The sequence below is a fragment of the Pseudomonas sp. B34(2017) genome, from assembly GCF_002112915.1.
Classification (GTDB): domain Bacteria; phylum Pseudomonadota; class Gammaproteobacteria; order Pseudomonadales; family Pseudomonadaceae; genus Aquipseudomonas; species Aquipseudomonas pharyngis.
In genome coordinates, this window is record NZ_NEJA01000006.1 from 499,891 (window position 1) to 522,217 (window position 22,327).

Sequence of the window (22,327 nt, forward strand, 5' to 3'; positions counted from 1 at the left end):
GATGCCAGCTCTCTACGTGATGATTCCGGCCGCGCTGCTGATCGTGGCCATCGCCGTCTACATCTTCTTCTGGGCGGTGGACAGCGGCCAGTACGACGACCTCGACGGTCCGGCCCACAGCATCCTGTTCGACGACCAGGACCCGAACCACACTGCCGCTGTGGACGAAGCCAACCCCGCCAAACCGGACGACAAGGCGCCACCTCATGCTTGAACTGGCGCCGCTGCTGGTGTCTGCGTTGATCCTTGGCCTGCTCGGCGGCGGCCATTGCCTGGGCATGTGTGGCGGCTTGATGGGCGCGCTGACTCTGGCGATTCCCAAGGAACAACGCAGCCGACGCTTTCGATTGTTGCTGGCCTATAACCTCGGGCGAATCCTCAGCTATGCCACGGCCGGTCTGCTGATCGGGCTGGCGGGATGGGCGGTGGCCAACAGTCCCGCTGCGCTGTTCATGCGGGTTTTGGCCGGGTTGCTGCTGATCGCCATGGGCCTGTATCTGGCGGGCTGGTGGAGCGGTCTGACCCGCATCGAAAGCCTTGGCCGAGGACTGTGGCGTTACATTCAACCCGTCGCCAACCGCTTGCTGCCGGTGTCGAGCCTGCCCCGGGCCTTGCTGCTCGGCGCGCTGTGGGGATGGCTGCCGTGCGGGCTGGTTTACAGCACGTTGCTGTGGTCGGCCAGTCAGGGCAATGCGTTGGACAGTGCATTGCTGATGCTCGCCTTCGGGCTCGGCACCTGGCCGGTGTTGCTGGCCACCGGCCTCGCGGCCGAGCGGGTCACGGCGCTGTTGCGCAAACGCAGCGTGCGCATGGCCGGCGGTCTGCTGGTGATCCTGTTCGGTATCTGGACCCTGCCGGGGCCGCACCAGCACTGGCTGATGGGCCACTGATCCCGTTGATGCAAATCAAGATGCCTTTTCGCGCCCTCCCCTAGACTCGGCACACTGCCAGCCTATCCGGGGGAATGCCCGCATGCTCGACGCCATTCGTTGGGACACCGATTTGATCCGCCGCTACGACTTGGCGGGGCCGCGCTACACCTCGTACCCGACGGCCGTGCAATTTCACAGTCAGGTCGGCACCTTCGACCTGTTTCATGCCCTGCGCGACAGCCGCAAGGCCCTGCGCCCGCTGTCGCTGTACGTACACGTGCCGTTCTGCGCGAACATCTGCTACTACTGCGCCTGCAACAAGGTCATCACCAAGGATCGCGGCCGCGCGCTGCCCTATCTGCAACGGCTCGAGCAGGAAATCCAGCTGATCGCCTGTCACCTCGACCCGGCGCAGAAAGTCGAGCAACTGCACTTCGGCGGCGGCACGCCGACCTTTCTCAGCCACGATGAATTGCGCCAGTTGATGGCGCACCTGCGCAAGCATTTCAATCTGCTGGACGATGACTCTGGCGATTACGGCATCGAGATCGACCCGCGCGAAGCCGACTGGTCGACCATGGGCCTGCTGCGCGAATTGGGCTTCAACCGGGTCAGCATCGGCCTGCAGGATCTCGACCCGGCGGTACAACGGGCGGTCAATCGCCTGCAAAGTCTGGAGGAAACCCGCGCGGTGATCGACGCAGCGCGCACCCTGCAATTTCGCTCGATCAACATCGACCTGATTTATGGCCTGCCCAAGCAGACTCCAGATAATTTCGCCCGCACCGTCGAGGAAGTCATCAGCCTGCAACCGGACCGGCTCTCGGTATTCAACTACGCACACCTGCCGGAACGCTTCATGCCGCAGCGGCGGATCAACGGCAACGAACTGCCGAGCCCGGCGCAGAAACTGGAAATGCTGCAGCGGACCATCGAACAACTGACCGCCGCCGGCTATCGCTACATCGGCATGGACCACTTCGCCCTGCCCGACGATGAACTGGCGATTGCTCAGGAAGAATCGACCCTGCAACGCAATTTCCAAGGCTACACCACCCACGGTCACTGCGACCTGATCGGCCTGGGCGTGTCGGCCATCAGCCAGATCGGCGATCTGTACTGCCAGAACAGCAGCGACCTCAATCACTACCAGAACACCCTCGCCGGCGCGCAACTCGCCACCAGCAGAGGCCTGGTGTGCAACGCTGACGACCGCCTGCGCCGCGCAGTGATTCAGCAACTGATCTGCAATTTCAGCCTGGACTTCGCCGAGATCGAGCGCAGCTTCAACATCGATTTTCAGGGCTACTTCGGCGCGCTCTGGCCACAATTGCAGGGCATGGCGCAGGACGGGTTGATCGAACTGGATCGCGAACGCATCACCGTGCTGCCGGCCGGACGACTGCTGGTGCGTTCGGTGTGCATGGTGTTCGATGCGTATCTGGAACAGCAGAATCGCCAACGCTTTTCCCGGGTGATCTGACTTGTCATCAACAACGCAGGGGGCTGCGTATCCATAGCGGTCATCGAAACGGTGCCTTGCACGCCGTCCGAGACACGTTTATCGGCCGTCATCCCTGCGGCGTTTTGCCGGCCGGGCAATCTCGCCACAGGCTGGCCTGAATGTCCTCCGCTGGGTTACCCTTACGCCTTATGTGTGTTTTCCCACAAGGATTTAAGAAATGTCCGAGCCAGTTAAACTGCGCGCTCACAACCAGGCTAATTGCAAGGATTGCAGCCTGGCCCCTCTCTGCCTGCCACTTTCGCTGAATCTGGAAGACATGGAAGCGCTGGACGAAATCGTTAAACGGGGTCGCCCGTTGAAAAAGGGTGAGTTCCTGTTCCGCCAGGGCGACACCTTCGATTCCGTTTATGCAGTACGCTCCGGCGCTCTGAAGACCTTCAGCCTGAGCGATACCGGCGAAGAACAACTGACCGGCTTCCACCTGCCGAGCGAGCTGGTCGGGCTGTCCGGCATGGACACCGAGAAACACCCGGTTTCCGCCCAGGCCCTTGAAACCACCTCGGTCTGCGAAATTCCGTTCGAACGCCTTGATGAGCTGGCCCTGCAACTGCCGCAGCTACGCCGTCAGCTGATGCGCGTGATGAGCCGCGAAATCCGCGACGACCAACAGATGATGTTGCTGCTGTCGAAGAAAACCGCCGACGAGCGCATCGCCACCTTCCTGGTCAACCTGTCGGCGCGTTTCCGCGCTCGCGGCTTCTCGGCCAATCAGTTCCGCCTGAGCATGTCGCGCAATGAAATCGGCAACTATCTTGGGCTGGCGGTGGAAACCGTGTCCCGGGTCTTCACCCGCTTCCAGCAGAACGAACTGATCGCCGCCGAGGGCAAGGAAATCCACATCCTCGACCCGATCCAGCTCTGCGCCCTGGCCGGCGGCTCGCTCGAAGTCTGATCTCGACCCGCGGCCGAGCGAATCGTTTCAGCCGCGGGTATACTGCGCCGTTTGCAGCCCTGCCAGGACACCTCGACGATGGTCTTCGACTCCTTCGACATCAAATCCCTGATCCGCCCCGTGATCGACTTCCCGAAACCGGGCGTGATTTTTCGCGACATCACCCCGCTGTTCCAGTCGCCCAAGGCCTTGCGCCTGGTGATGGACAGCTTCGCCCATCGCTACGTCGAGGCCGACTTCACCCACATCGGTGCGATGGATGCGCGTGGTTTCCTGATCGGTTCGGTACTGGCCTATCAGTTGAACAAGCCGCTGGTGTTGTTCCGCAAGCAGGGCAAGCTGCCGGCGGACGTGCTGGCCGAAGGTTACGCGACCGAGTACGGCGAAGCGTTTCTGGAAGTGCACGCCGACAGCCTGTGCGAAGGCGACTCGGTGGTGATGTTCGATGACCTGATCGCCACCGGCGGCACGCTGATCGCAGCGGCCAACCTGATCCGCCGCATGGGCGCCCGCGTTCATGAAGCGGCGGCGATCATCGATCTGCCGGAACTGGGTGGTTCGCAGCGTCTTGAGGACATGGGGATTCCAACGTTCTGCCTGACGCAGTTTGCGTTGACTGATAAGTAAAACCCCGCGCCTGATCGTTCCCACGCTCTGCGTGGGAATGCCTCAACGGACGCTCCGCGTTCGGCTTTGGAAGGGACGCGGAGCGTCCCGGGCTGCATTCCCACGCGGAGCGTGGGAACGATCAAACACCGAAGATTACAGTCCCATCTGTTTGCTGATGATCTCGTTCATCACTTCCCGCGTCCCGCCGCCAATCGACAGAATCCGGTTATCCCGATACAGCCGCTCCACCAGACTTTCGCGCATATAACCCAGCCCACCAAGAATCTGCACCGCCTCATTGGTAATCCGGTCCGAAGTGTCCGTGGCAAAGTTCTTGGCCATGGAAATCTCCTTGATCACGCTCTGCCCTGCCGCCATCTTCGCCGCCTGCCGATAGGTGAACTCCCGCGAGACTTCCAGCGCCGTGGCCATTTCCGCGAGGCGATGCTTGATCACCTGGAACTTGCCGATGGGTTTGCCGAACGCTTCACGCTCCTTCGCCCACTTCAGGCTTTCTTCCAGCGCCAGTTGCGCGGTCATGTTGGCCATCAGCGCCAGCGCCAGACGTTCGCTCTGAAAGTTGCCCATGATGCAGGCGAACCCCATGTTCTCCGCGCCAATCAGGTTTCCTACGGGCACCCGGCAATCATCGAAGAACAATTCAGCCGTGTCCGACGCCCACCAGCCCATTTTCTTCAGCGGCCGGCCGACGGTGAAACCGGGCGTGCCCTTCTCGATCAGCAGCAGGCTGATGCCGCCAAAACCGGGCGCGCCGGTGCGCACTGCGACGGTGTAGTAGTCGGCGCGCACGCCACTGGTAATGAAAGTTTTGCTGCCGCTGACTCGATAGTGGTCGCCATCGCGTACGGCGCGGGTCTGCAGGTTGGCGACATCGGAGCCGCCGCCCGGTTCGGTGACGGCCAGCGCGCTGACTTTCTCGCCGCTGAGTACTTGGGGGACGACGCGGTTACGCACTTCGGGCCGAGCCCATTTGACGATCGGCGGCAACCCGATATCGAGCGAGCCGAGCCCCGCCACCAGCCCGCCGGAGCCGCAGCGCATCAATTCTTCGCTGGCGGCGATCTTGGCGAACAGGTCACCTTCATGACTGCCGCCCAGCGCTTCGGGGTAACCGATGCCGAGAATGCCGGCCGCACCGGCCTTCAGGTACAGCTCACGGGGAAAGCTCTCGGCTTCTTCCCACGCATCGATGTCCGGCAGGATCTCGCGCTCGACGAAACGTCTGACGCTGTCGCGGACCATTTGGTGGCTGGGGTCGAAGTATTCCTGGAAGGCGGGCATCGGCGAACTCCATGGAAGGGTTCGCCGAACTTAACCGAGCGCTTGCTTGGCTTTCAACAGGATTGTGTGACTCAGAGGGAAATCGGCTTGCGCCCGGCAAACGAGTGGGCCAGCGTGCCGCCGTCCACCAGCTCCAGTTCGCCACCCAACGGCACGCCGTGGGCGATACGCGAGGCGATCAGGCCTTTGTTCTGCAGCAACTGGGCGATGTAGTGGGCAGTCGCTTCACCTTCCACGGTCGGGTTGGTGGCGAGGATGACTTCGGTGAAGGTGCCCGCCTCTTCGATCCGCGCCATCAACTGCGGAATGCCGATGGCTTCCGGGCCCAGGCCGTCCAGCGGCGACAGGTGCCCCTTGAGCACGAAGTAGCGACCACGGAAGCCGGTCTGCTCGACCGCGTAGACGTCCATCGGCCCTTCCACCACGCACAGCAGCGTGTCGTCGCGGCGGGTGTCGGCGCATTGCGGGCACAGATCGTCTTCGGTCAGCGTGCGGCACTGGCGGCAGTGTCCGACCCCTTCCATGGCCTGGCTCAACGCCTGGGCCAGGCGCGTGCCGCCGCTGCGGTCACGTTCGAGCAACTGCAACGCCATGCGCTGGGCAGTTTTCTGACCCACGCCCGGCAAAGTTCGCAGGGCGTCGATCAGTTGGCGAATCAAAGGGCTGAAGCTCATGGGGAAAAGTCCGACAAAACAACGAGACGCGGTTTATACCCGCGCCTCCGGCCAGCGTCAAATCCTCAGTCCTGGGCGACCTTCACCACCAGTTTGCCGAAGTTGCGCCCCTCCAGCAGCCCGATAAACGCCTCAGGCGCCTGCTCCAAGCCCTCGACCACGTCCTCGCGGAATTTCACCTTGCCATCGCGCACCCACGGCACCATCGCGCTGATGAATTCCGGCTGACGGTCGCCGTAGTCGTCGAACACGATGAAACCCTGAATCCGTACGCGTTTGGTCAGCAAGGTCCGTTGCAAGGCGGGCAAGCGGTCCGGGCCTTTCGGCGCTTCCGAGGCGTTGTAGCCAGCAATCAGGCCGCACAGCGGGATCCGCGCCTTGGGATTGAGCAGCGGCACGACGGCATCAAAAACGTGGCCGCCGACGTTTTCATAATAGATGTCGATGCCATTGGGGCAGGCCTTGGCCAGTTGCTCGGCGAAGTCTGGCGCCTTGTGATCGATGCAGGCGTCGAAGCCGAGTTCCTCGACCACGTATTTGCACTTCTCGGCACCACCGGCCACGCCGACGGCGCGCAGGCCTTTTATCTTCGCCACCTGGCCAACCACCGAGCCCACTGCGCCGGAAGCGGCGGCGACCACCAGGGTCTCCCCTTCTTTCGGCTGACCGATGTCCATCAAACCCATGTAAGCGGTCATGCCCGGCATGCCCAGCACGCCGAGCGCCATCGACGGGCTCGGCAGGCCCGACGGAATCGGGATAATGTTGCGGCCATCGCTGATGCTGTGGCTTTGCCAACCGGTGGCACCGACGACCAGATCGCCGGGATGGAATTTCGGATGACGCGACTGTTCGACCCGGCTGACAGCGCCGCCAGTCATCACTTCGCCGATTTGTACTGGTGCCGCGTAGGACGGCGCGTCACTCATGCGTCCGCGCATGTAGGGATCGAGCGACAGGTACAGGGTCTTGAGTAACACCTGGCCGTCCTCAAGGTCCGGCAGCGCCTCGCGCTCCAGACGGAAATTCTCGGGCGTCGGCGCGCCCACCGGCCGCGAGGCCAGGACGAAGCGTTGATTGAGGGTCAGAGGGTCGGACATGTCAGCGTCTCCTTTGAATGATGAATTCGGCGGTATAGGGAGCAGACCTTGGTGGGCATGGTGCGTTCCGCTTGATAATCGTTGCCCGGTCGAGGTCTCGATCTGTCCACGCGGGAATAGCTTAACGGACGTTCCGTGTACGGCGTTGGATTTGGGACGCGGAGCGTCACGGGCTGCATTCCCACGCAGACGGTTCGACGCCTCGACGTGGGAACGATCAACAGGCCAAAAAAAATGCCAGGCGCAATGCCCGGCATTTTTTGTAGCTCATCCAACCCGCAAAGGCGAATCAGAACGGCAGTTTCATACCGGCCGGCAGGTTCATGCCAGCGGTCATGCTGCCCATTTTGGCCTGGCTGTTGGCTTCGATCTGACGCACGGCGGCGTTGACGGCTGCAGCCACCAGATCCTCGACCACTTCGCGGTCGTCTTCGTCCAGGCCCGGCAGTACGCTCGGGTCGATGCTGACTTTTTTCACGTCATGACGACCGGTCATCACCACGGTGACCAGATCGCCGCCGGCCTTGCCGGTAACTTCGGCGTTGGCCAGTTCTTCCTGCATCTTGGCCATTTTTTCCTGCATCTGCTGCGCCTGCTTCATCAGGCCGGCCATGCCACCTTTCATCATGGGAATCACCTCAAAAGTACTTGGATCAAAACAGCGCCCGGCCATACAGGCCGGACGCCCTCAGTTATTAGCCCTGACTGACCAGGGCGTCGACAGGTTCAATAGTATCGTGTCGCACGACCGCGCCGAACTGCTGGACCATCTGCTGGATGAACGGATCGCCGTGGATCGATTCTTCAGCCTCGCGCTGACGGTTGGCACGGCGCCGGGACGCGGCCTGGGCCGGGGTTTCCTGTTCGGGCTTGATCAGCTCGATGGTCAGGGTCAGCGTGCGTCCGTGGAACTGGTTCAGCGCATCGTTCAGGCGACGCTGCTGGGTGGCGTTGAACAAGGCGCTGTGGGCCGGGTCCAGGTGCATCAGCCAATTGTCGCCATCGACCGCGATCAGCGTGCAGTTGGCGGCGATGCTGCCGGTCATGCCGGAAATCGGCAGTTTCGGGAACAGCTCCAGCCATTGCAGGGCCAGACCGGTGGCCGGTGCGGCGGCAGGTTCCGGCTCGGGTTCGGGAGTCGGTTCTGCGGCGTGTTCGCTGGCCAGATCGTCGAGGTAACTGTAGGCCGAATCCATGTCCGGCTCGATGTAATCCTCGTCGAGCGGCGGCTCGTCGTCCATGTCCATGCCCGGCGTGGCGGCATCGACGTCGGCTACTGACGGCTCGGGAATTGGCGCGGCGGCCCATTCCGGAGCGTCCGGCACGACGCTGTCCGGGGTCGGCAGCGGCATTGGCGGCAGGTCCGGCTGTTCGGCGGTGGTTTCCAGCACCGGCTCGACGGCTGGCTGCTGCACAGGCGCCGGTTCTACCGGGTCGTTCCACGGCAGGTCCACGACTTCTTCAACGGCGACCGGCTCTGGCTCAGGAACGGGTTCCGGCACAATCACCTGGGCAACCGGTGCAGGCTCGGGAGCAGGCGCAACCACCAGTGCTGGCGCGGGTGTGGGTGCAACAGCCGCAGCAACTACCGGCGCAGGTTTAGTCGCGGCAGCCACTGAGTTTGCGGAATCAACTGTGGCCTGGCTGATCCCCACTGGCTTTAGCGGTTGCCTCGGGGCGTCCGCCGTGTCCGCCGGCCGGAAGGCCAGCATCCGCAGCAGGACCATTTCGAAGCCGCCTCGCGGGTCCGGCGCCAGCGGCAAGTCGCGGCGACCGATCAGGCCCATCTGGTAATAGAACTGCACGTCTTCGGCCGGCAACGCCTGCGCCAGTGCCAGCACCCGGTCACGGTCGCCATGACCGTTGTCGACACCTTCCGGCAAGGCCTGGGCGATGGCGACGCGGTGCAGCACGTTGAGAATTTCCGAGAGCACGCCGTTCCAGTCCGGCCCCTGTTCGGCCAGGTGGCGCACGGCTTCGAGCAACGCCTTGGCGTCGCCTTCGATCAGCGCGTGCAGCACGTCGTAGACCTGGCCGTGATCCAGCGTACCGAGCATAGCCCGCACGTCGGCGGCCAGCACCTTGCCTTCACCGAAGGCGATGGCCTGGTCGGTCAGGCTCATGGCGTCACGCATCGAACCGTCGGCCGCGCGGCCGAGCAGCCACAGTGCGTCGTCTTCAAACGGTACGTTTTCGGCGCCCAGAACGTGGGTCAGATGCTCGACCACCCGCTCAGGCGTCATGTTCTTCAGGGAGAACTGCAGGCATCGCGACAAAATCGTTGCCGGAAGTTTCTGCGGGTCGGTGGTCGCCAGGATGAACTTGACGTAGGGCGGCGGCTCTTCGAGGGTTTTCAGCAGCGCATTGAAGGAATGGCTGGAGAGCATGTGCACTTCGTCGATCAGGTAGACCTTGAAGCGCCCGCGGCTCGGGGCGTACTGCACGTTGTCGAGCAGCTCGCGGGTGTCCTCGACCTTGGTCCGGCTCGCGGCGTCGATTTCGATCAGGTCGACGAAACGGCCTTCATCGATCTCACGGCACACCGAACACTCGCCACACGGGCTTGAAGTGATACCTGTTTCACAGTTCAGGCATTTGGCGATGATCCGCGCAATCGTGGTCTTGCCGACGCCCCGCGTACCCGTGAAGAGGTAGGCGTGGTGCAGGCGCTGGCTGTCCAAGGCATTGATCAGAGCCTTGAGCACATGGGTCTGGCCGACCATTTCGCGGAACGAGCGCGGACGCCATTTACGTGCAAGAACCTGATAACTCATCGAAAACCGTCGCGGCAAAGGAAGCAGAAGCGGCTAATGCTAGCGGAGCAAGGGCAAAATTGCATCCGGTGTGCTCGTCTATTCTGGCTAAGCTGCATGGGCAGGGGCTTTTATCGGTTCGGGATCGGGAATTACCGGAGCGTTTATGCGGTGGGCCGTGGGGGCAATACTGGGAATCAGCCTGAGCGCGATGGCGTCGCAACCGCCACTGCGCTTCGCCGTTGCCGACAGCTGGGCGATGCCGATGGTGCAGATCGAACGCGGCCGCCCGACCCAGGGCATCCTCTACGACATGATGCTCAGCCTGGCGACCCAAGTCGGCGTGCCAGCACAATTTCACGTCCTGCCCCGCGCCCGGGTGCAGAACGCCATGGAACACGGCGAAGTCGACGTGCGCTGCTATGCCGCACAATCCTGGTTGCCGAACCTGTCCGGCGATTACATCTGGAGCCTCCCGCTGTTCTTCCAGCGCGACCTGCTGATCAGCCGTCAGGACCAACCAACCAGCGCAGATCCGGCCCACCTGCCCCGCCAGTCGATCGGCACCGTGCTCGGCTACAGCTACCCCACGCTGCAACCGATATTCGACGCCGACCGACTCTGGCGCGAAGACGCGCGCAATCAGGAGCAGGTGCTCGACAAACTGCTGGCCGGCCGCTATCGCTACGCCGTGAGCAATCAATGGACCCTGGACTGGTTCAACCAGCGCCTGCTGCCGGGGCAACAACTGCAAGCGGTGGCGGTGTTGCAGGAGCAGAAGGTCGGCTGCTATGTACGCAATGATCCGAACGTGCCGGTGCAGCAGATATTGAGGACGTTGCTGCGGATGAAAATGTCGGGGGAGATTGATGACATTATCCGGTTGTATACCGGTGGTTCGGGCGGCGAGCCGTAAGCCAGACCCTCAATGCCCCGCCGCATCACGAAACTGCTGGTACTCGTGATACTCGACCCACGCCACGACATCGTACGGCACGTAAAGCTTCAGCCTGGCCCGGGAGATGGCGATGTACACGGCGCAGATCCGCTGATCGAACGCGTAGGCGTCCTTGAATTTCTCGTTGGTCAGCAGCCCCGGCGTCAGCAGCACCTTGTCGAATTCCATGCCCCCCGCCTCTTCCGCCAGCATCAGCAGGCAGCCGTTGCCGGCGTTGTCGATCATTCGGTTCAGGCGTGTCAGGTCGGCAATCATGAAACCGTCTTCCAGCTTGGCCTTGACCCGCAGAAACGACTCGTCGAACCGGTTGGCGTCGCACACGGCCTGCCAGTCTGGCAGGTCGCTGAAGTACGGATGCACGCCGTTTTCGCTGAATTCGGAACGGTAGAAGTCAGGTTTGAACAGTTCGATGGCGGTAGCCATGAAATGCTTGAGTTCATCCTGGGTGCGCTTGTCCGGGAATCTGAACTTGCAGTTGGCATCGTGCAGGTGGATGGCCCAGATCATCGTGTCCCACGGCGATGCCGTCAGGACCACGCAGCCCTCGGGCGGCACGAAACCTTCCGGATATTCCTTGATGATGACATCAGCATCACTGGCGCCTTCGAACGGAATCTTGCCCTTCTGCGAGTGCCGGGCGATCAGCGGGTTGACCAGCCGTTCGACGTTGCGGCCCGAGCGCACCGAATAGCTGATATCGCTCTGGCGAACCTCGCGGTGGCGCTTGACCGGTACGCCGCTGGCCTGCTGGTACTCGTCGCCGAGGGTGATCAACACCTGGCGGCCACGTTCGATGATCTGCAACAGCGACCCGGGAATGTCCTGGCTCTCGTCGATCAGCACGTGCGTGTAGCGCGCCGGCACCACGCAACCAGCAATGCAGGCCCGCTTGATCATCAATAGCGCTTCGAAGCCAGTCTGGCTGCCCCACGCCGGGTTGAGTTCGAGATAGCCCCACACCCGGCTCGAATACTCAAGCAACACTTGAGCGTCGACGCTGGAGAGCGGCTGGTTGAAATGCGGCAGATGCTTCGCCGAAAAGGTGTGATCGCGGAAGCGGCAATAGCGCTCGATCACTTTGAGGCAGAGTTCAAGGGTTGCCGGTCCGTCGTGGTGGCGAAAGCCGAAGATATTCAGTTCCTGCGCCAGCGCCTGGCGACTGAGGATCCGAGTCGCCCCTTCAGCCTGAGGCCTGCGCCCGAGCATCAGCGATTGGGCAAACGCCAGGAAGGTCTTGCCGGCCTTCTTCTCGCTCGGCCCCACCATGCGCTGGCGAAGGACTTCGAGCTTGGCCGGGGTGCGCGCCAGCAACAGGGTCTTTTCCGGGCGCAGATGCTCCAGCAACGCCACCAGCAGATGGCTTTTGCCGATCCCTGCGTAGCCTTGTACATGCAGGTCTTCGTCCAGATTGGCGCGGAAGGTTCTGACCAGTTTGTCCTGTGCCGGGCTCAACCAGCGCTCGCGCTGTCGGGGCGTCACTATCGGCTGGCTGAACGGGTCATGGCTGCGATGGCGCCGGACTTTGTATTCAAAATCCCACTGGCCATCGGGCAACAAGTAGTCGCGGGCCGATATTTCTTCGGCCAACAGAAAACGCAGGTTCAGAGGGTTCAGGACCTTCAGACCGAAATACAGTTTGCGCGGGTCGAACAATCGCTGCGCTTCGGACAGCAGGCTCGCAGTCGCTGACTGTCCGTTTTCGGCAGCCCAGGACAAGAGCTTGGCCAGAATTTTCTCTGCCGCCACGGCGCCGAGATCCTGCTCTTTCGTCTGCACCAGATTCTGGATGACCAGCACTGCCGCCAATTCGGGATCGGTCAGGCTTTCGAGCGCTTTTGCGCCACCCGCCTGCAACAGGTTCGCGCAGGTTTCATCCGTGACGGGCAAGAACACAGGGCTGGATAGATCGGAATGTTCCGGGAGCATAAAACCTCGCGGCCTGGGCGCAAACCTTAAAAGGTCGATCCTGGCCAGACTCTTCATTTATTTCGGTGGTGGCGAGTATGCGGGATTGAAGAGGCGTCGACACCTTCGCGAGCAGGGGTTCGGGTACGAAACGCCAAATCGCAGGCATAAAAAAACCGCAGTGGGCGAAACCCATGCAGTTCGGTGTTGATTCGTTCGATGTTCGTTAAGGTGGTAACCCTACCAGCCACACCCCGGCACACAATGTTCCCGCTGTGGCTGCTGCCTTCCGGCTCTGACCAGGTTCACGGGTAATCGTTGCGGGGGGACCGATAGGGTCACCATAACGACACTCGCCTGTCGGCGAGCCGCGCCATTGTACCTATCTGAGACGAAGTTACAACTGCTCGTTGCAGATTAAAAATATGAAGGGCTTCAAGCACTTGCTATTGCGCCTGAAGCACCTCGTCCGCCCGGCCGCCCTCTTGCTGGATCACCAGATGAATGAAGTGCAGCTTGGCGATTGCCGCCGGCGGCAGGACGAAGGGATAGAAATCCGGCTGACCCATGCTGCGTGACAGTTCGTTGAGCATGCCGGCCAGTTCGATCCACGCGTTGACGAACGACAGGAACGCCGCGCCGCCGGGATGTTCGGGGTCGTACAGCGTGCTCGACGGAAATGGCTGGTAGTCGAGGTCCATCTCCCGGGCGCTCATGCCGAAACCCAGCGCCGTGTCCACCGCGTCCATCATGTGCAGGTAATGCGCCCAGGTTTCCGCCCAGTCTTCCCACGGGTGCATGGTGGCGTAGGCGCTGACGTAATGCTGCGACCAGTCCGCCGGCGCGCCCTGTTGATAATGCCGCTCCAGCGCCTCGGCATAACTGGCGCGTTCGTCGCCGAACAGGTTGCGGAAGGAACCGAGCCACGGGCCGTTGTCGATCAGGCGATCCCAGTAGTAATGCCCGACCTCATGGCGAAAGTGCCCGAGCAGCGTGCGATAAGGTTCGTGCATCTGCGCCCGGACGCGCTCGCGGTGGGCGTCGTCGGCTTCTGCGATGTCGAGGGTGATCAGGCCGTTGGCGTGGCCGGTCATCGGCGCGTTGCCTTGCAGATCGACGCCGATGAAATCGAAGGCCAGGCCGGTGGCTTCGTCGAGCGTTTTCGGGATGACCGGCAGTCCAAGGCTGATCAGTTGCGCGACCAGTCGCCGCTTGGCGATTTCCACCTTGCGCCAGCGTTCGGGGTTTTCCGGGACGGACAGATCGGGAATGGTGCGATTCAGAGCGCAGGCCGCACACAGACTGTCGTGATCGTTGGCGGGCAGCAGCCAGTTGCAGGCGGCCGGGGTGTCGAGGTTGGCGCAGCGCCGGAACAGCCCGGCGTCGGGATCGACGTCCAGCGTCCAGGTGCCCTCTTGCGGCCCCGGTTGCAGCGAGGTCAGCCGGCTGTGTTCCGGTTGATAACCCAGCGCCGCGTTGCAGGCCAGGCACTGGCTGTTGCGAAAGAACAGCGACTGGCCGCAACGGCACGGCCAGACTTTGCTGTTGCGCGAGGATTCGCCCATCAACGGCGCGACGATGCGGGAACTGAGCTGCTCGAAAAAGCGGTACATGGCGATCTCTCCCTTGGGCTTGCCAAGACTAGATCATTCCCGCCCAAAGATCGTTCCCACGCTCTGCGTGGGAATGCATACCGTGACGCTCTGCGTCACAGCGGACGCGGAGCGTCCGGGGCGGCATTCCCACGCGGAGCGTGGGAACGATCATCAGGCGCTGATACCGTGCCCTTTCAGGAACGCGATAAAGGCCTCTTCGTCCATCACCTTCACACCCAGCTCGTTGGCCTTGGTCAGTTTCGACCCGGCGCCCGGCCCAGCGACCACGCAGTGAGTCTTGGCTGACACGGAACCGGCGACCTTGGCGCCGAGGCTTTCCAGGTGTTCTTTGGCGACATCGCGGCTCATCAGCTCGACCTTGCCAGTCAGCACCCAGGTTTCGCCAGCCAGCGGCAAGCCTTCGACGACTTTCTTTTCGCTCTGCCAGTGCATGCCGAAATCGCGCAGTTGCTTTTCGGCCGCTTCAGCCAGTTGACGATGCTCGGGCAAGGCAAAAAACTCGCGAACCGAGTTGGCCTGCTTCTCCGGCAGTGCCTGGCGCATGTCCAGCCAGTCCGCGTTCATCACCCCTTCCAGCGTTTCGAACTTGTCAGCCAGCTTCTGCGCCCCGCCCGGCCCCACCGAAGGAATGTGCAGCTTGTCGAGGAAGCCGCCCAGCGTGGTGCTCGCGGCAAACTCGGCGCCCAGTTCGCCCTGATCCTGAATTTCCAGACCGTGGCCCAGCAACTCGGCGATCACCTGCTGGTTGTGCGCATCTTCAAAAAAGCTGTGGATCTCGTGCGCCACTTCCAGACCGATGTCCGGCAGGTACGTCAGCACCTGCGGCAAGGCTTGCTGGACGCGCTCCAGCGACCCCAGCGAACGCGCCAGCACCTTGGCCGTCTCCTCGCCGACATCCGGAATGCCCAGCGCATAAATGAAGCGCGCCAGCCCCGGCTTCTTGCTGTCTTCGATAGCGGTCAGCAACTTGTTGCTCGACACTTCGGCAAAGCCTTCGAGGTCGACGATGTCATCGAACTTAAGGGCGTAAAGATCGGCCGGCGAACTGACCAGACCTTCGTCCACCAACTGCTCGACGCTCTTGTCGCCAAGACCTTCGATGTCCATCGCGCGACGGGAGACGAAGTGAATGATCGCCTGCTTGAGCTGTGCACCACAGGCCAGTCGGCCGACGCAGCGATACACCGCGCCTTCGCTGATGGTTTCCTTGCCCTTGCTGCGTTTGACCAGTTGCGTGCGTTCGACATGGGAACCACAAACCGGGCAACTCTCGGGAATCTGCACCGGCCGCGCGTCTTCGGGACGACGCTCGGTGACAACCTGCACCACTTGCGGGATCACGTCACCGGCGCGGCGAATGATCACCGTGTCGCCGATCATCAGGCCCAACCGGGCGACTTCGTCCATGTTATGCAGCGTGGCATTGGCCACGGTAACGCCGGCCACCTTGACCGGCTTCAAGCGCGCCACGGGTGTGACGGCACCGGTGCGGCCGACCTGGAATTCCACGTCGAGCAGTTCGGTGAGTTCTTCCATGGCCGGGAATTTGTGGGCGATGGCCCAGCGCGGTTCACGGGCGCGGAAACCCAGTTCGCGCTGATCGGCAATGCTGTTGACCTTGAACACCACACCGTCGATTTCATAGGCCAGCGAATTACGGCGTTCGCCGATATCGCGGTAGTAATCCAGGCATTCGCCAATGCCCTTGGCCAGCTTCAATTCGTGGCTGATCGGCATGCCCCAGGCTTGCAGCTGTTTGAGGTTGCCGATGTGAGTGTCGGCGATGTCGTGAGAGACCTGACCGATGCCGTAGCAGCAGAATTCCAGCGGGCGGTTGGCGGTGATCTTCGAATCCAGCTGACGCAGGCTGCCGGCGGCGGCGTTGCGCGGGTTGGCGAAAGTCTTGCCGCCGACCTCCAGTTGCGAGGCGTTGAGGCGTTCGAAACCGGCCTTGGACATGAACACTTCGCCGCGCACTTCCAGGGTCGCGGGCCAGCCCGTGCCGTGCAGCTTCAGCGGAATGTTGCGCACCGTGCGCACGTTGACGCTGATGTCTTCGCCAGTGGTGCCGTCGCCGCGCGTGGCGCCGCGCACCAGCACGCCGTCCTGATACAGCAGGCTGACCGCCAGGCCATCGAGTTTCGGCTCGCAGCTGTATTCCACCGCCGCGCCACCGCCGAACAGGTCACCGGCCGGCAGGTCCAGACCTTCGGTCACCCGACGGTCGAACTCGCGCATGTCGGTTTCCTCGAAGGCGTTGCCGAGGCTGAGCATCGGCACTTCGTGACGCACCTGGGTGAACGCGGTCAGCGCGACGCTGCCAACGCGCTGGGTCGGCGAGTCGCTGGTGATCAGTTCCGGGTTGGCCGCTTCCAGCGCCTTGAGCTCGTGGAACAACCGGTCGTACTCGGCATCCGGAATGCTCGGCTCATCGAGGACGTGGTAACGGTAGTTGTGCTGATCGAGTTCAGCGCGCAGCTCTAGAATGCGGTCTTTGGCGGCAGTCATGGATGTTCTCTCATAAAGCAAAAGAGCAGCCGAGGCTGCTCAATCTATTTTGCCGATTGCCTCTTTATCGCGAGGCAACCTTTTCAATCAACGCTTCTGGGTCAGGGCGCGACGTTCGAATTCAACGATGCGCTGACGGTAGTGCTCGATGGTCTGCGCGGTCAGGACGCTGCGCTGGTCATCTTTCAATTCGCCGTTCAGTTCCTGGGACAGCTTGCGGGCTGCCGCGACCATCACGTCGAAGGCCTGCTTCGGATGACGCGGGCCTGGCAGGCCGAGAAAGAAGCTCACCGCCGGGGTGCTGAAATGGTCGATGTCGTCCAGATCGAAGATGCCCGGCTTGACCGCGTTGGCCATGGAGAACAGCACTTCACCGTTGCCGGCCATGCTTTCGTGACGGTGGAAAATATCCATCTCGCCGAAACGCAGACCGCTTTCCAGAATGTTCTGCAGCAGTGCCGGGCCCTTGAAGCCGGCCGGGTCGCGGCAGATCACGCTGATCACCAGCACTTCTTCTGCCTGCGGCTGATCCTTGTCGGCCACTGCCGGCGAAGACTTGGCGGCAGGTTCGACAAAATCATCGTCGCGGCTGCTGATGCTCGGGCCGCCGTCCAGGTCCAGATCGAGATTCAGGTCGCCCTGGGCCGGACCGCTGCTGCCACGCTTGCCGCGCTTGGAACCGGATTCGCGAGGCTCGCGAGCCGGCATGCTCACCGATGGCAGATCGTGCTCGTCCAGTTGCGGCTCTTTATGGGTATCCAGCACGCGGGCCGGGCCCAACAGCTCGGCGCTGGTGTCCTCGTCGGGCAGGTTGGACAGACTTCGGTCAAGACGGAATTTCAGTTTTCCCTTGCCGCCGCGCATACGGCGCCAGCCATCGAAAAGAATACCGGCTATCACAATGATGCCGATGACGATCAGCCACTCGCGCAGACCGATTTCCATGTAATCCCGTGCCTCTATAAAAAATGCTGAAAAATAAGGGGTTTACACTGTGCAAACCGCTTTAAAACGTGGCGCCAACTCTATGTTCTGACAGGCGTTTTGCCCACGTATACGAAAAATTGACATTAAACTAGCACGACCAAAGACAACTTTACACCGTCTGTCGAAATCGCCGCGCAAATTGTGTCGAATTGCCACTTTCATTCAAATAGCCCACCTGTCGTCAGCTTTGCGCAGCTCAGCTGCAAGTTGCGAGCTACAAGCTCTTCTCTTACAGCTCGCAGCTTATCGCTCGAAGCTGCGCCGCTAGGCGTCCACCATCGCCATCGCCTCCTCGACATCCACGGCTACCAGTCGCGAACAACCCGGCTCGTGCATCGTCACACCCATCAACTGGTCAGCCATTTCCATGGCGATCTTGTTGTGGGTGATATAGATGAACTGCACGGTCTGCGACATCTCTTTGACCAATCGTGCGTAGCGTCCAACGTTAGCGTCATCCAGTGGTGCGTCAACTTCATCGAGCATGCAGAACGGCGCCGGATTCAACTTGAAGATCGCAAAAACCAGTGCCAGCGCGGTCAGGGCTTTCTCGCCGCCGGAGAGCAAATGGATGGTGCTGTTCTTCTTCCCGGGCGGTTGCGCCATGATCGTCACCCCTGTATCGAGTAGATCTTCGCCCGTCAGTTCCAAATACGCCCGCCCGCCACCGAAAACTTTTGGGAAAAGCGCCTGTAAACCACCATTGATCTGATCAAAGGTATCTTTGAAACGGTTACGGGTTTCCTTGTCGATCTTGCGGATGACGTTTTCCAGGGTCTCCAGGGCTTCGACCAGATCGGCGTCCTGGGCATCCAGATAACGTTTACGCTCGGATTGTTGCTGGTATTCGTCGATCGCCGCGAGGTTGATCGCGCCCAGGCGCTGAATCCGCGCGGCGATGCGTTCAAGTTCTTCTTCGGCAGCCTTCTCGCTGGCCTCGGCAGTCAAGGTGTTGAGCACGCCGTGCAGATCGTAGCCGTCTTCCAGCAATTGATCCTGCAGGGCCTTGCGGCGCACGGTCAGGGCTTGCCATTCCATGCGTTGCTGTTCGAGCTGGCCACGGATCAATTGCGATTGCTGCTCGGCCTGGGTCCGGCGTTTTTCTGCATCGCGCAGTTCGCGATCGGCGTCTTCCAAAGCAATCTGCGCAGTCTTGAGTTCGTCGTCGACGCTCATGCGCTTGTCGAGCAATTCTTCGAGTTTGAGGCGCAATTCTTCCAGCGGCGCCTCGCCCTCCTCCAGATTCAGGCTGAGCTGTTCACGTTTTTCAGTGAGGCGCTCGGCCTGCATTTCCAGACGCTCAAGGGCCTGGCGAGTCGAATCATGCTGGGCCCGCAGCGAGCCGAGGCGCACGGCCAATTGATGGGCGTGGTCCTTGTGCTGACGGGCTTCCTGGCGCACCCGATCCAGCCGCTCGCGCAGGCTGTCACGTTGAGCCAGCAGCAATTCGCGCTGCTCGGTATCGAGGGCCATGGCGTCGAGGGCCTCCTGCAACAGGATCCGCGCTTCGCCGATGTTTTCGTGTTCCAGCTCGCGCTGCTCGGCGAGCTCGACCAGCTCTTCGTCGAGGCGGGTGCGACGCAGGTTCAACTGCTCGGCCTTGGCCTTGCCGGCGGACAGTTGAGCTTTCAACTCGCCTTGCTGACGGGCTTCGTCTTGCAGCAAACGACGCAAATGTTCGCGACCGTTTTCCTGCTGACGCTGTTGCGCGCGCAGGGTTTGCAGACGGGTTTCCATGGCCTCGACCGTGGCTTCGCGCTCTTCGCGTTCCGCATGCAGCGATTCGATTTCCTGGCCGCGTGCGAGCATGCCGCTTTCGGCTTCGCTGGCGCGGCGCACCCGCAGGAAATGCCGGCCGATCCAGTACCCGTCGCGGCTGATCAGGCTCTGCCCGGCAGCCAGTTGGCCGCGCAGGGCCAGCGCCTGTTCAAGGCTGTCGACCGGTTTGACCTGCCCGAGCCACGGCGACAGATCGACCTGCGCCTCGACCTTGTCCAGCAGACTGCCGGCCACGCGCACACCGTCATTGCCGGGGCTGAGCAATCGCAGATCGCCTTGGGCAAAACCGGACAGATCCAAGCCGTCGAAATCATCCACCAGCACCGCTTGCAGGTCGGCGCCGAGCACGGTTTCCACCGCCAGCTCCCAACCGGCCTCGACCTTCAGGCCTTCGGCCAGACGCGGGCGCTCGGCGAGGTTGTGTTCCTTCAGCCATTCGGCAGTGCCGGTGCCCGGATCGAGCGCGGCCTGCTGCAAGGCTTCCAGCGATGCGAGGCGGCCATTGAGGCGCTGCAAATCGCCTTGCGCCTGCTGCTGCGCGGTCAGCGCCTGCTGCAATTCCTGACGCAGTTGCTCAAGTTTTTCGACCTGGGCTTCTTCGCTGGTCTGCAAATCTTCAAGGGTGGCTTCGGACTCGGCGAGCTGCTCGCTGAGCTCCATGATCGCCGCATCTTCCGGATCGGCCGACAGCAGCGCCCGCTCTTCGCCCAGGCGCTTTTGCCGATCGGCCAAACGCTCCATGCTGGATTCCAGCTGCTGGATGCGCGACTGCTGCACTTCGGCCTGGCGACGGGGTTCAGCGGCGGTCAGGTTGAAGGCGTCCCACTGCTCCTGCCAGCCGTGCATCACGGCTTCGGAATCTTCCAGCGCAGCGGCGGCTTCTTCGGCGGCGGCGTTGGTGATTTCCTGCTCGGGAGTCAGTTGATCGAGTTCTTCGCCGAGGGTCAGCAGCAAGGTGCGGTCGTGGCCCAGGTGCGATTCGGTTTCGAGGCGTGCGCGCTCGGCTTCTTTCAGATCGTCCTGCAACTGGCGCAAGCGTTGCTGACCATGCTGGATGCTCTGCTCGACCCGGGCGATGTCGCCGCCGACCGAATAGAAGCGTCCCTGCACCAGATTGAAGCGCTCGGACAGGTCATGGTGACCGTCGCGCAGGCGTTCAATGGCCGCGTCGGCGTTGCGCTGTTCGGCAACCAGCGCTTCGAAGCTGATTTCCTGGTTGCCGATGATCGATTCACGCTGGCTGACCTGATCGTTCAGATCCTGCCAGCGCAGGGCCGACAATTGCGCCTTGAGCTGGCGTTCTTCGGCCTTGTATTCCTGATACTTCTTGGCGGCCTCGGCCTGACGGTGCAGGCGTTCGAGCTGGCGCTCGAGTTCTTCGCGCAGGTCGGTCAGACGGGCAAGGTTTTCGTGGGTGCGGCGGATGCGGTTTTCGGTCTCGCGCCGGCGCTCCTTGTACTTGGAGATGCCGGCGGCTTCTTCGATGAAGTTACGCAGGTCTTCCGGTTTGGACTCGATCAGCTTGGAGATCATCCCCTGCTCGATGATCGAGTAACTGCGCGGGCCGAGGCCGGTGCCGAGGAAAATGTCGGTGATGTCGCGACGACGGCATTTGGCGCCGTTGAGGTAATAAGTCGTCTGGCTGTCGCGGGTCACTTTGCGGCGGATCGAAATTTCCGCGTAGGCCGCCCACTCGCCCAGCAGCGTGCCGTCGGAGTTGTCGAACACCAGCTCGATGCTCGCCTGGCTCACCGGTTTGCGGCTGGTCGAGCCATTGAAGATGACGTCGGTCATCGACTCGCCGCGCAGGTTTTTCGCCGAGCTTTCGCCCATCACCCAGCGCACGGCGTCGATGATGTTCGACTTGCCGCAACCGTTCGGCCCGACGACTGCCGCCATGTTGCTGGGGAAGTTCACCGTGGTCGGGTCGACGAAGGATTTGAACCCCGCCAGCTTGATGCACTTGAGCCGCAAGGTCAGGCAACCGTCAGGGCGGACACCACCAGATCGCAGCTGCGCTGGGCGTAAGCCGTCAGCACGATGCGAATCTGCGGCAGGTCACGGGCGAGGACGGCGGCGAGCAGGCGTTCGAACAGGTCGAGGAACTCGCTCATCTCGGCCTTGCGCTGCTCCAGCGCGAGGAAGTACGCACGGCTCATGGCCGGTTGCAGGTTCTCGACGGTTTCCTGCAGGTACGGGTTGTTGGCGAAGGGATACGCGGCGCGCATGACGTTGAAGCTGTCGTCGACGAAGGTGCGGATGTCCTGACGCTCGTAGCTGGCGGTCAGGCGCTGCTGGATCTGCACGAACGGCGCCATGTCGGCCTGGGTCTGCCAGCCATTGGCCACAGCGTTGCCGAGCAGGATGTACAGCTCGCTCATCAGCGTGCACAGGCTCTGCACCTTGTGCGCCGTCAGCTCAGTGACGTGCGCACCGCGGCGCGGCAGGATGGCGATCAGGTGACGGCGCTCAAGGATCAGCAAGGCTTCGCGGACCGAACCGCGGCTGACGTTCAGCGCCAGCGTGACCTTCTGTTCCTGGATGCGCTCTCCCGGCTTCATTTCGCCGCGAATGATCCGTTCGGCGAGGTGGTGAGCGATTTGCTCGGCGAGGCTGTCCGGCGCCTTGAACGTCATGGTTGTCCTTCAAACTCTTCGATCTGCACAAGCGGCGCAGTGTAGCGCAATGCGCGGTCATGGCGGAGTGCCCGCACAGCGGTTTTTGGCACGAATCCCGCAAAAAAGCGCTTGATCCAATGAGGGTCAATACTGAAGAGACACGTGGTTGAGCGACAAAACGGTTTTTCCTGACCTTTAAGTCAGAAAACCATTGACCGAAAAGTCAGAC

The 22,327-nt window shown here is 62.0% G+C and carries 17 protein-coding genes and 1 other RNA gene; 6 read left to right on the forward strand and 12 right to left on the reverse strand.

All coding sequences use genetic code 11. From position 1 onward, the window contains the following. The first annotated feature begins 1 nt into the window (after position 1). The 5 genes from ccoS to CAF80_RS21555 all read left to right on the forward strand — a co-directional run bounded on the left by ccoS (position 2) and on the right by CAF80_RS21555 (position 3,916). A complete protein-coding gene (ccoS, locus tag CAF80_RS21535; protein ID WP_007951659.1) occupies positions 2-214 on the forward strand; it encodes a cbb3-type cytochrome oxidase assembly protein CcoS in 213 nt (70 codons plus the stop codon). Next, positions 207-890: a sulfite exporter TauE/SafE family protein gene (locus CAF80_RS21540; RefSeq protein WP_039770036.1), complete on the forward strand. Its 684-nt coding sequence runs from the start codon at positions 207-209 to the stop codon at positions 888-890. The genes ccoS and CAF80_RS21540 overlap by 8 nt, the downstream gene beginning before the upstream one ends. Before the next feature lie 82 nt (positions 891-972). Further along, positions 973-2,355, forward strand: a complete 1,383-nt coding sequence (gene hemN / locus CAF80_RS21545; protein WP_011333280.1) for an oxygen-independent coproporphyrinogen III oxidase — start codon at positions 973-975, stop codon at positions 2,353-2,355. 199 nt (positions 2,356-2,554) lie between these two features. After that, positions 2,555-3,289: a fumarate/nitrate reduction transcriptional regulator Fnr gene (fnr, locus tag CAF80_RS21550; RefSeq protein ID WP_039770035.1), complete on the forward strand. Its 735-nt coding sequence runs from the start codon at positions 2,555-2,557 to the stop codon at positions 3,287-3,289. A gap of 78 nt (positions 3,290-3,367) precedes the next feature. After that, a complete protein-coding gene (locus CAF80_RS21555; RefSeq protein ID WP_003223345.1) occupies positions 3,368-3,916 on the forward strand; it encodes an adenine phosphoribosyltransferase in 549 nt (182 codons plus the stop codon). 135 nt (positions 3,917-4,051) lie between these two features. On the opposite strand, the gene CAF80_RS21560 is transcribed toward CAF80_RS21555, so the two are convergent. The 5 genes from CAF80_RS21560 to dnaX form a co-directional block, all read right to left on the reverse strand. After that, positions 4,052-5,200, reverse strand: coding sequence for an acyl-CoA dehydrogenase family protein (locus CAF80_RS21560; protein ID WP_085649035.1), 1,149 nt, complete (start codon positions 5,198-5,200; stop codon positions 4,052-4,054). 71 nt (positions 5,201-5,271) lie between these two features. Continuing rightward, complete coding sequence (gene recR, locus CAF80_RS21565; RefSeq protein ID WP_007951652.1) at positions 5,272-5,874, reverse strand: recombination mediator RecR; 603 nt, start codon at positions 5,872-5,874, stop codon at positions 5,272-5,274. 65 nt (positions 5,875-5,939) lie between these two features. Further along, complete coding sequence (locus tag CAF80_RS21570) at positions 5,940-6,974, reverse strand: NADP-dependent oxidoreductase (RefSeq protein ID WP_085667904.1); 1,035 nt, start codon at positions 6,972-6,974, stop codon at positions 5,940-5,942. A gap of 289 nt (positions 6,975-7,263) precedes the next feature. Next, positions 7,264-7,602, reverse strand: a complete 339-nt coding sequence (locus CAF80_RS21575; protein WP_007951650.1) for a YbaB/EbfC family nucleoid-associated protein — start codon at positions 7,600-7,602, stop codon at positions 7,264-7,266. A 67-nt stretch (positions 7,603-7,669) separates the two neighbouring features. Further along, positions 7,670-9,748, reverse strand: coding sequence for a DNA polymerase III subunit gamma/tau (gene dnaX / locus CAF80_RS21580; RefSeq protein ID WP_085667905.1), 2,079 nt, complete (start codon positions 9,746-9,748; stop codon positions 7,670-7,672). Positions 9,749-9,893: 145 nt separating this feature from the next. Here dnaX and CAF80_RS21585 point away from each other — a divergent pair, with 145 nt between their 5' ends. Continuing rightward, positions 9,894-10,643, forward strand: a complete 750-nt coding sequence (locus tag CAF80_RS21585; protein ID WP_039770030.1) for an ABC transporter substrate-binding protein — start codon at positions 9,894-9,896, stop codon at positions 10,641-10,643. A 9-nt stretch (positions 10,644-10,652) separates the two neighbouring features. Here the strand turns inward: CAF80_RS21585 and CAF80_RS21590 are convergent, their stop codons facing one another. From CAF80_RS21590 to CAF80_RS21620, 7 genes are all read right to left on the reverse strand, one after another. Next, positions 10,653-12,611: a hypothetical protein gene (locus tag CAF80_RS21590; RefSeq protein WP_085667906.1), complete on the reverse strand. Its 1,959-nt coding sequence runs from the start codon at positions 12,609-12,611 to the stop codon at positions 10,653-10,655. Positions 12,612-12,828: 217 nt separating this feature from the next. Beyond that, an RNA gene (gene ffs, locus CAF80_RS21595) (signal recognition particle sRNA small type) lies at positions 12,829-12,925 on the reverse strand. A 111-nt stretch (positions 12,926-13,036) separates the two neighbouring features. After that, entirely contained in the window at positions 13,037-14,203 is a 1,167-nt protein-coding gene (locus CAF80_RS21600; RefSeq protein ID WP_085667907.1) for a putative zinc-binding metallopeptidase, read from the reverse strand. A 153-nt stretch (positions 14,204-14,356) separates the two neighbouring features. Beyond that, entirely contained in the window at positions 14,357-16,714 is a 2,358-nt protein-coding gene (gene ligA, locus CAF80_RS21605; protein ID WP_085667908.1) for an NAD-dependent DNA ligase LigA, read from the reverse strand. 87 nt (positions 16,715-16,801) lie between these two features. Then, entirely contained in the window at positions 16,802-17,659 is an 858-nt protein-coding gene (gene zipA, locus CAF80_RS21610) for a cell division protein ZipA (protein WP_074687633.1), read from the reverse strand. Positions 17,660-17,965: 306 nt separating this feature from the next. Continuing rightward, positions 17,966-21,454: a chromosome segregation protein SMC gene (gene smc, locus CAF80_RS21615; protein ID WP_074687632.1), complete on the reverse strand. Its 3,489-nt coding sequence runs from the start codon at positions 21,452-21,454 to the stop codon at positions 17,966-17,968. Between the two features lie 2 nt (positions 21,455-21,456). Further along, entirely contained in the window at positions 21,457-22,116 is a 660-nt protein-coding gene (locus tag CAF80_RS21620; protein ID WP_039770022.1) for a GntR family transcriptional regulator, read from the reverse strand. Positions 22,117-22,327: the final 211 nt, after the last annotated feature.

Bases quoted from the DNA above. Each gene is read 5' to 3' on its own strand.
- ccoS (WP_007951659.1), top strand. From the start codon at position 2: ATGCCAGCTCTCTACGTGATGATTCCGGCCGCGCTGCTGATCGTGGCC.
- CAF80_RS21540 (WP_039770036.1), top strand. From the start codon at position 207: ATGCTTGAACTGGCGCCGCTGCTGGTGTCTGCGTTGATCCTTGGCCTG.
- hemN (WP_011333280.1), top strand. From the start codon at position 973: ATGCTCGACGCCATTCGTTGGGACACCGATTTGATCCGCCGCTACGAC.
- fnr (WP_039770035.1), top strand. From the start codon at position 2,555: ATGTCCGAGCCAGTTAAACTGCGCGCTCACAACCAGGCTAATTGCAAG.
- CAF80_RS21555 (WP_003223345.1), top strand. From the start codon at position 3,368: ATGGTCTTCGACTCCTTCGACATCAAATCCCTGATCCGCCCCGTGATC.
- CAF80_RS21560 (WP_085649035.1), bottom strand. From the start codon at position 5,200: ATGCCCGCCTTCCAGGAATACTTCGACCCCAGCCACCAAATGGTCCGC.
- recR (WP_007951652.1), bottom strand. From the start codon at position 5,874: ATGAGCTTCAGCCCTTTGATTCGCCAACTGATCGACGCCCTGCGAACT.
- CAF80_RS21570 (WP_085667904.1), bottom strand. From the start codon at position 6,974: ATGTCCGACCCTCTGACCCTCAATCAACGCTTCGTCCTGGCCTCGCGG.
- CAF80_RS21575 (WP_007951650.1), bottom strand. From the start codon at position 7,602: ATGATGAAAGGTGGCATGGCCGGCCTGATGAAGCAGGCGCAGCAGATG.
- dnaX (WP_085667905.1), bottom strand. From the start codon at position 9,748: ATGAGTTATCAGGTTCTTGCACGTAAATGGCGTCCGCGCTCGTTCCGC.
- CAF80_RS21585 (WP_039770030.1), top strand. From the start codon at position 9,894: ATGCGGTGGGCCGTGGGGGCAATACTGGGAATCAGCCTGAGCGCGATG.
- CAF80_RS21590 (WP_085667906.1), bottom strand. From the start codon at position 12,611: ATGCTCCCGGAACATTCCGATCTATCCAGCCCTGTGTTCTTGCCCGTC.
- CAF80_RS21600 (WP_085667907.1), bottom strand. From the start codon at position 14,203: ATGTACCGCTTTTTCGAGCAGCTCAGTTCCCGCATCGTCGCGCCGTTG.
- ligA (WP_085667908.1), bottom strand. From the start codon at position 16,714: ATGACTGCCGCCAAAGACCGCATTCTAGAGCTGCGCGCTGAACTCGAT.
- zipA (WP_074687633.1), bottom strand. From the start codon at position 17,659: ATGGAAATCGGTCTGCGCGAGTGGCTGATCGTCATCGGCATCATTGTG.
- CAF80_RS21620 (WP_039770022.1), bottom strand. From the start codon at position 22,116: ATGACGTTCAAGGCGCCGGACAGCCTCGCCGAGCAAATCGCTCACCAC.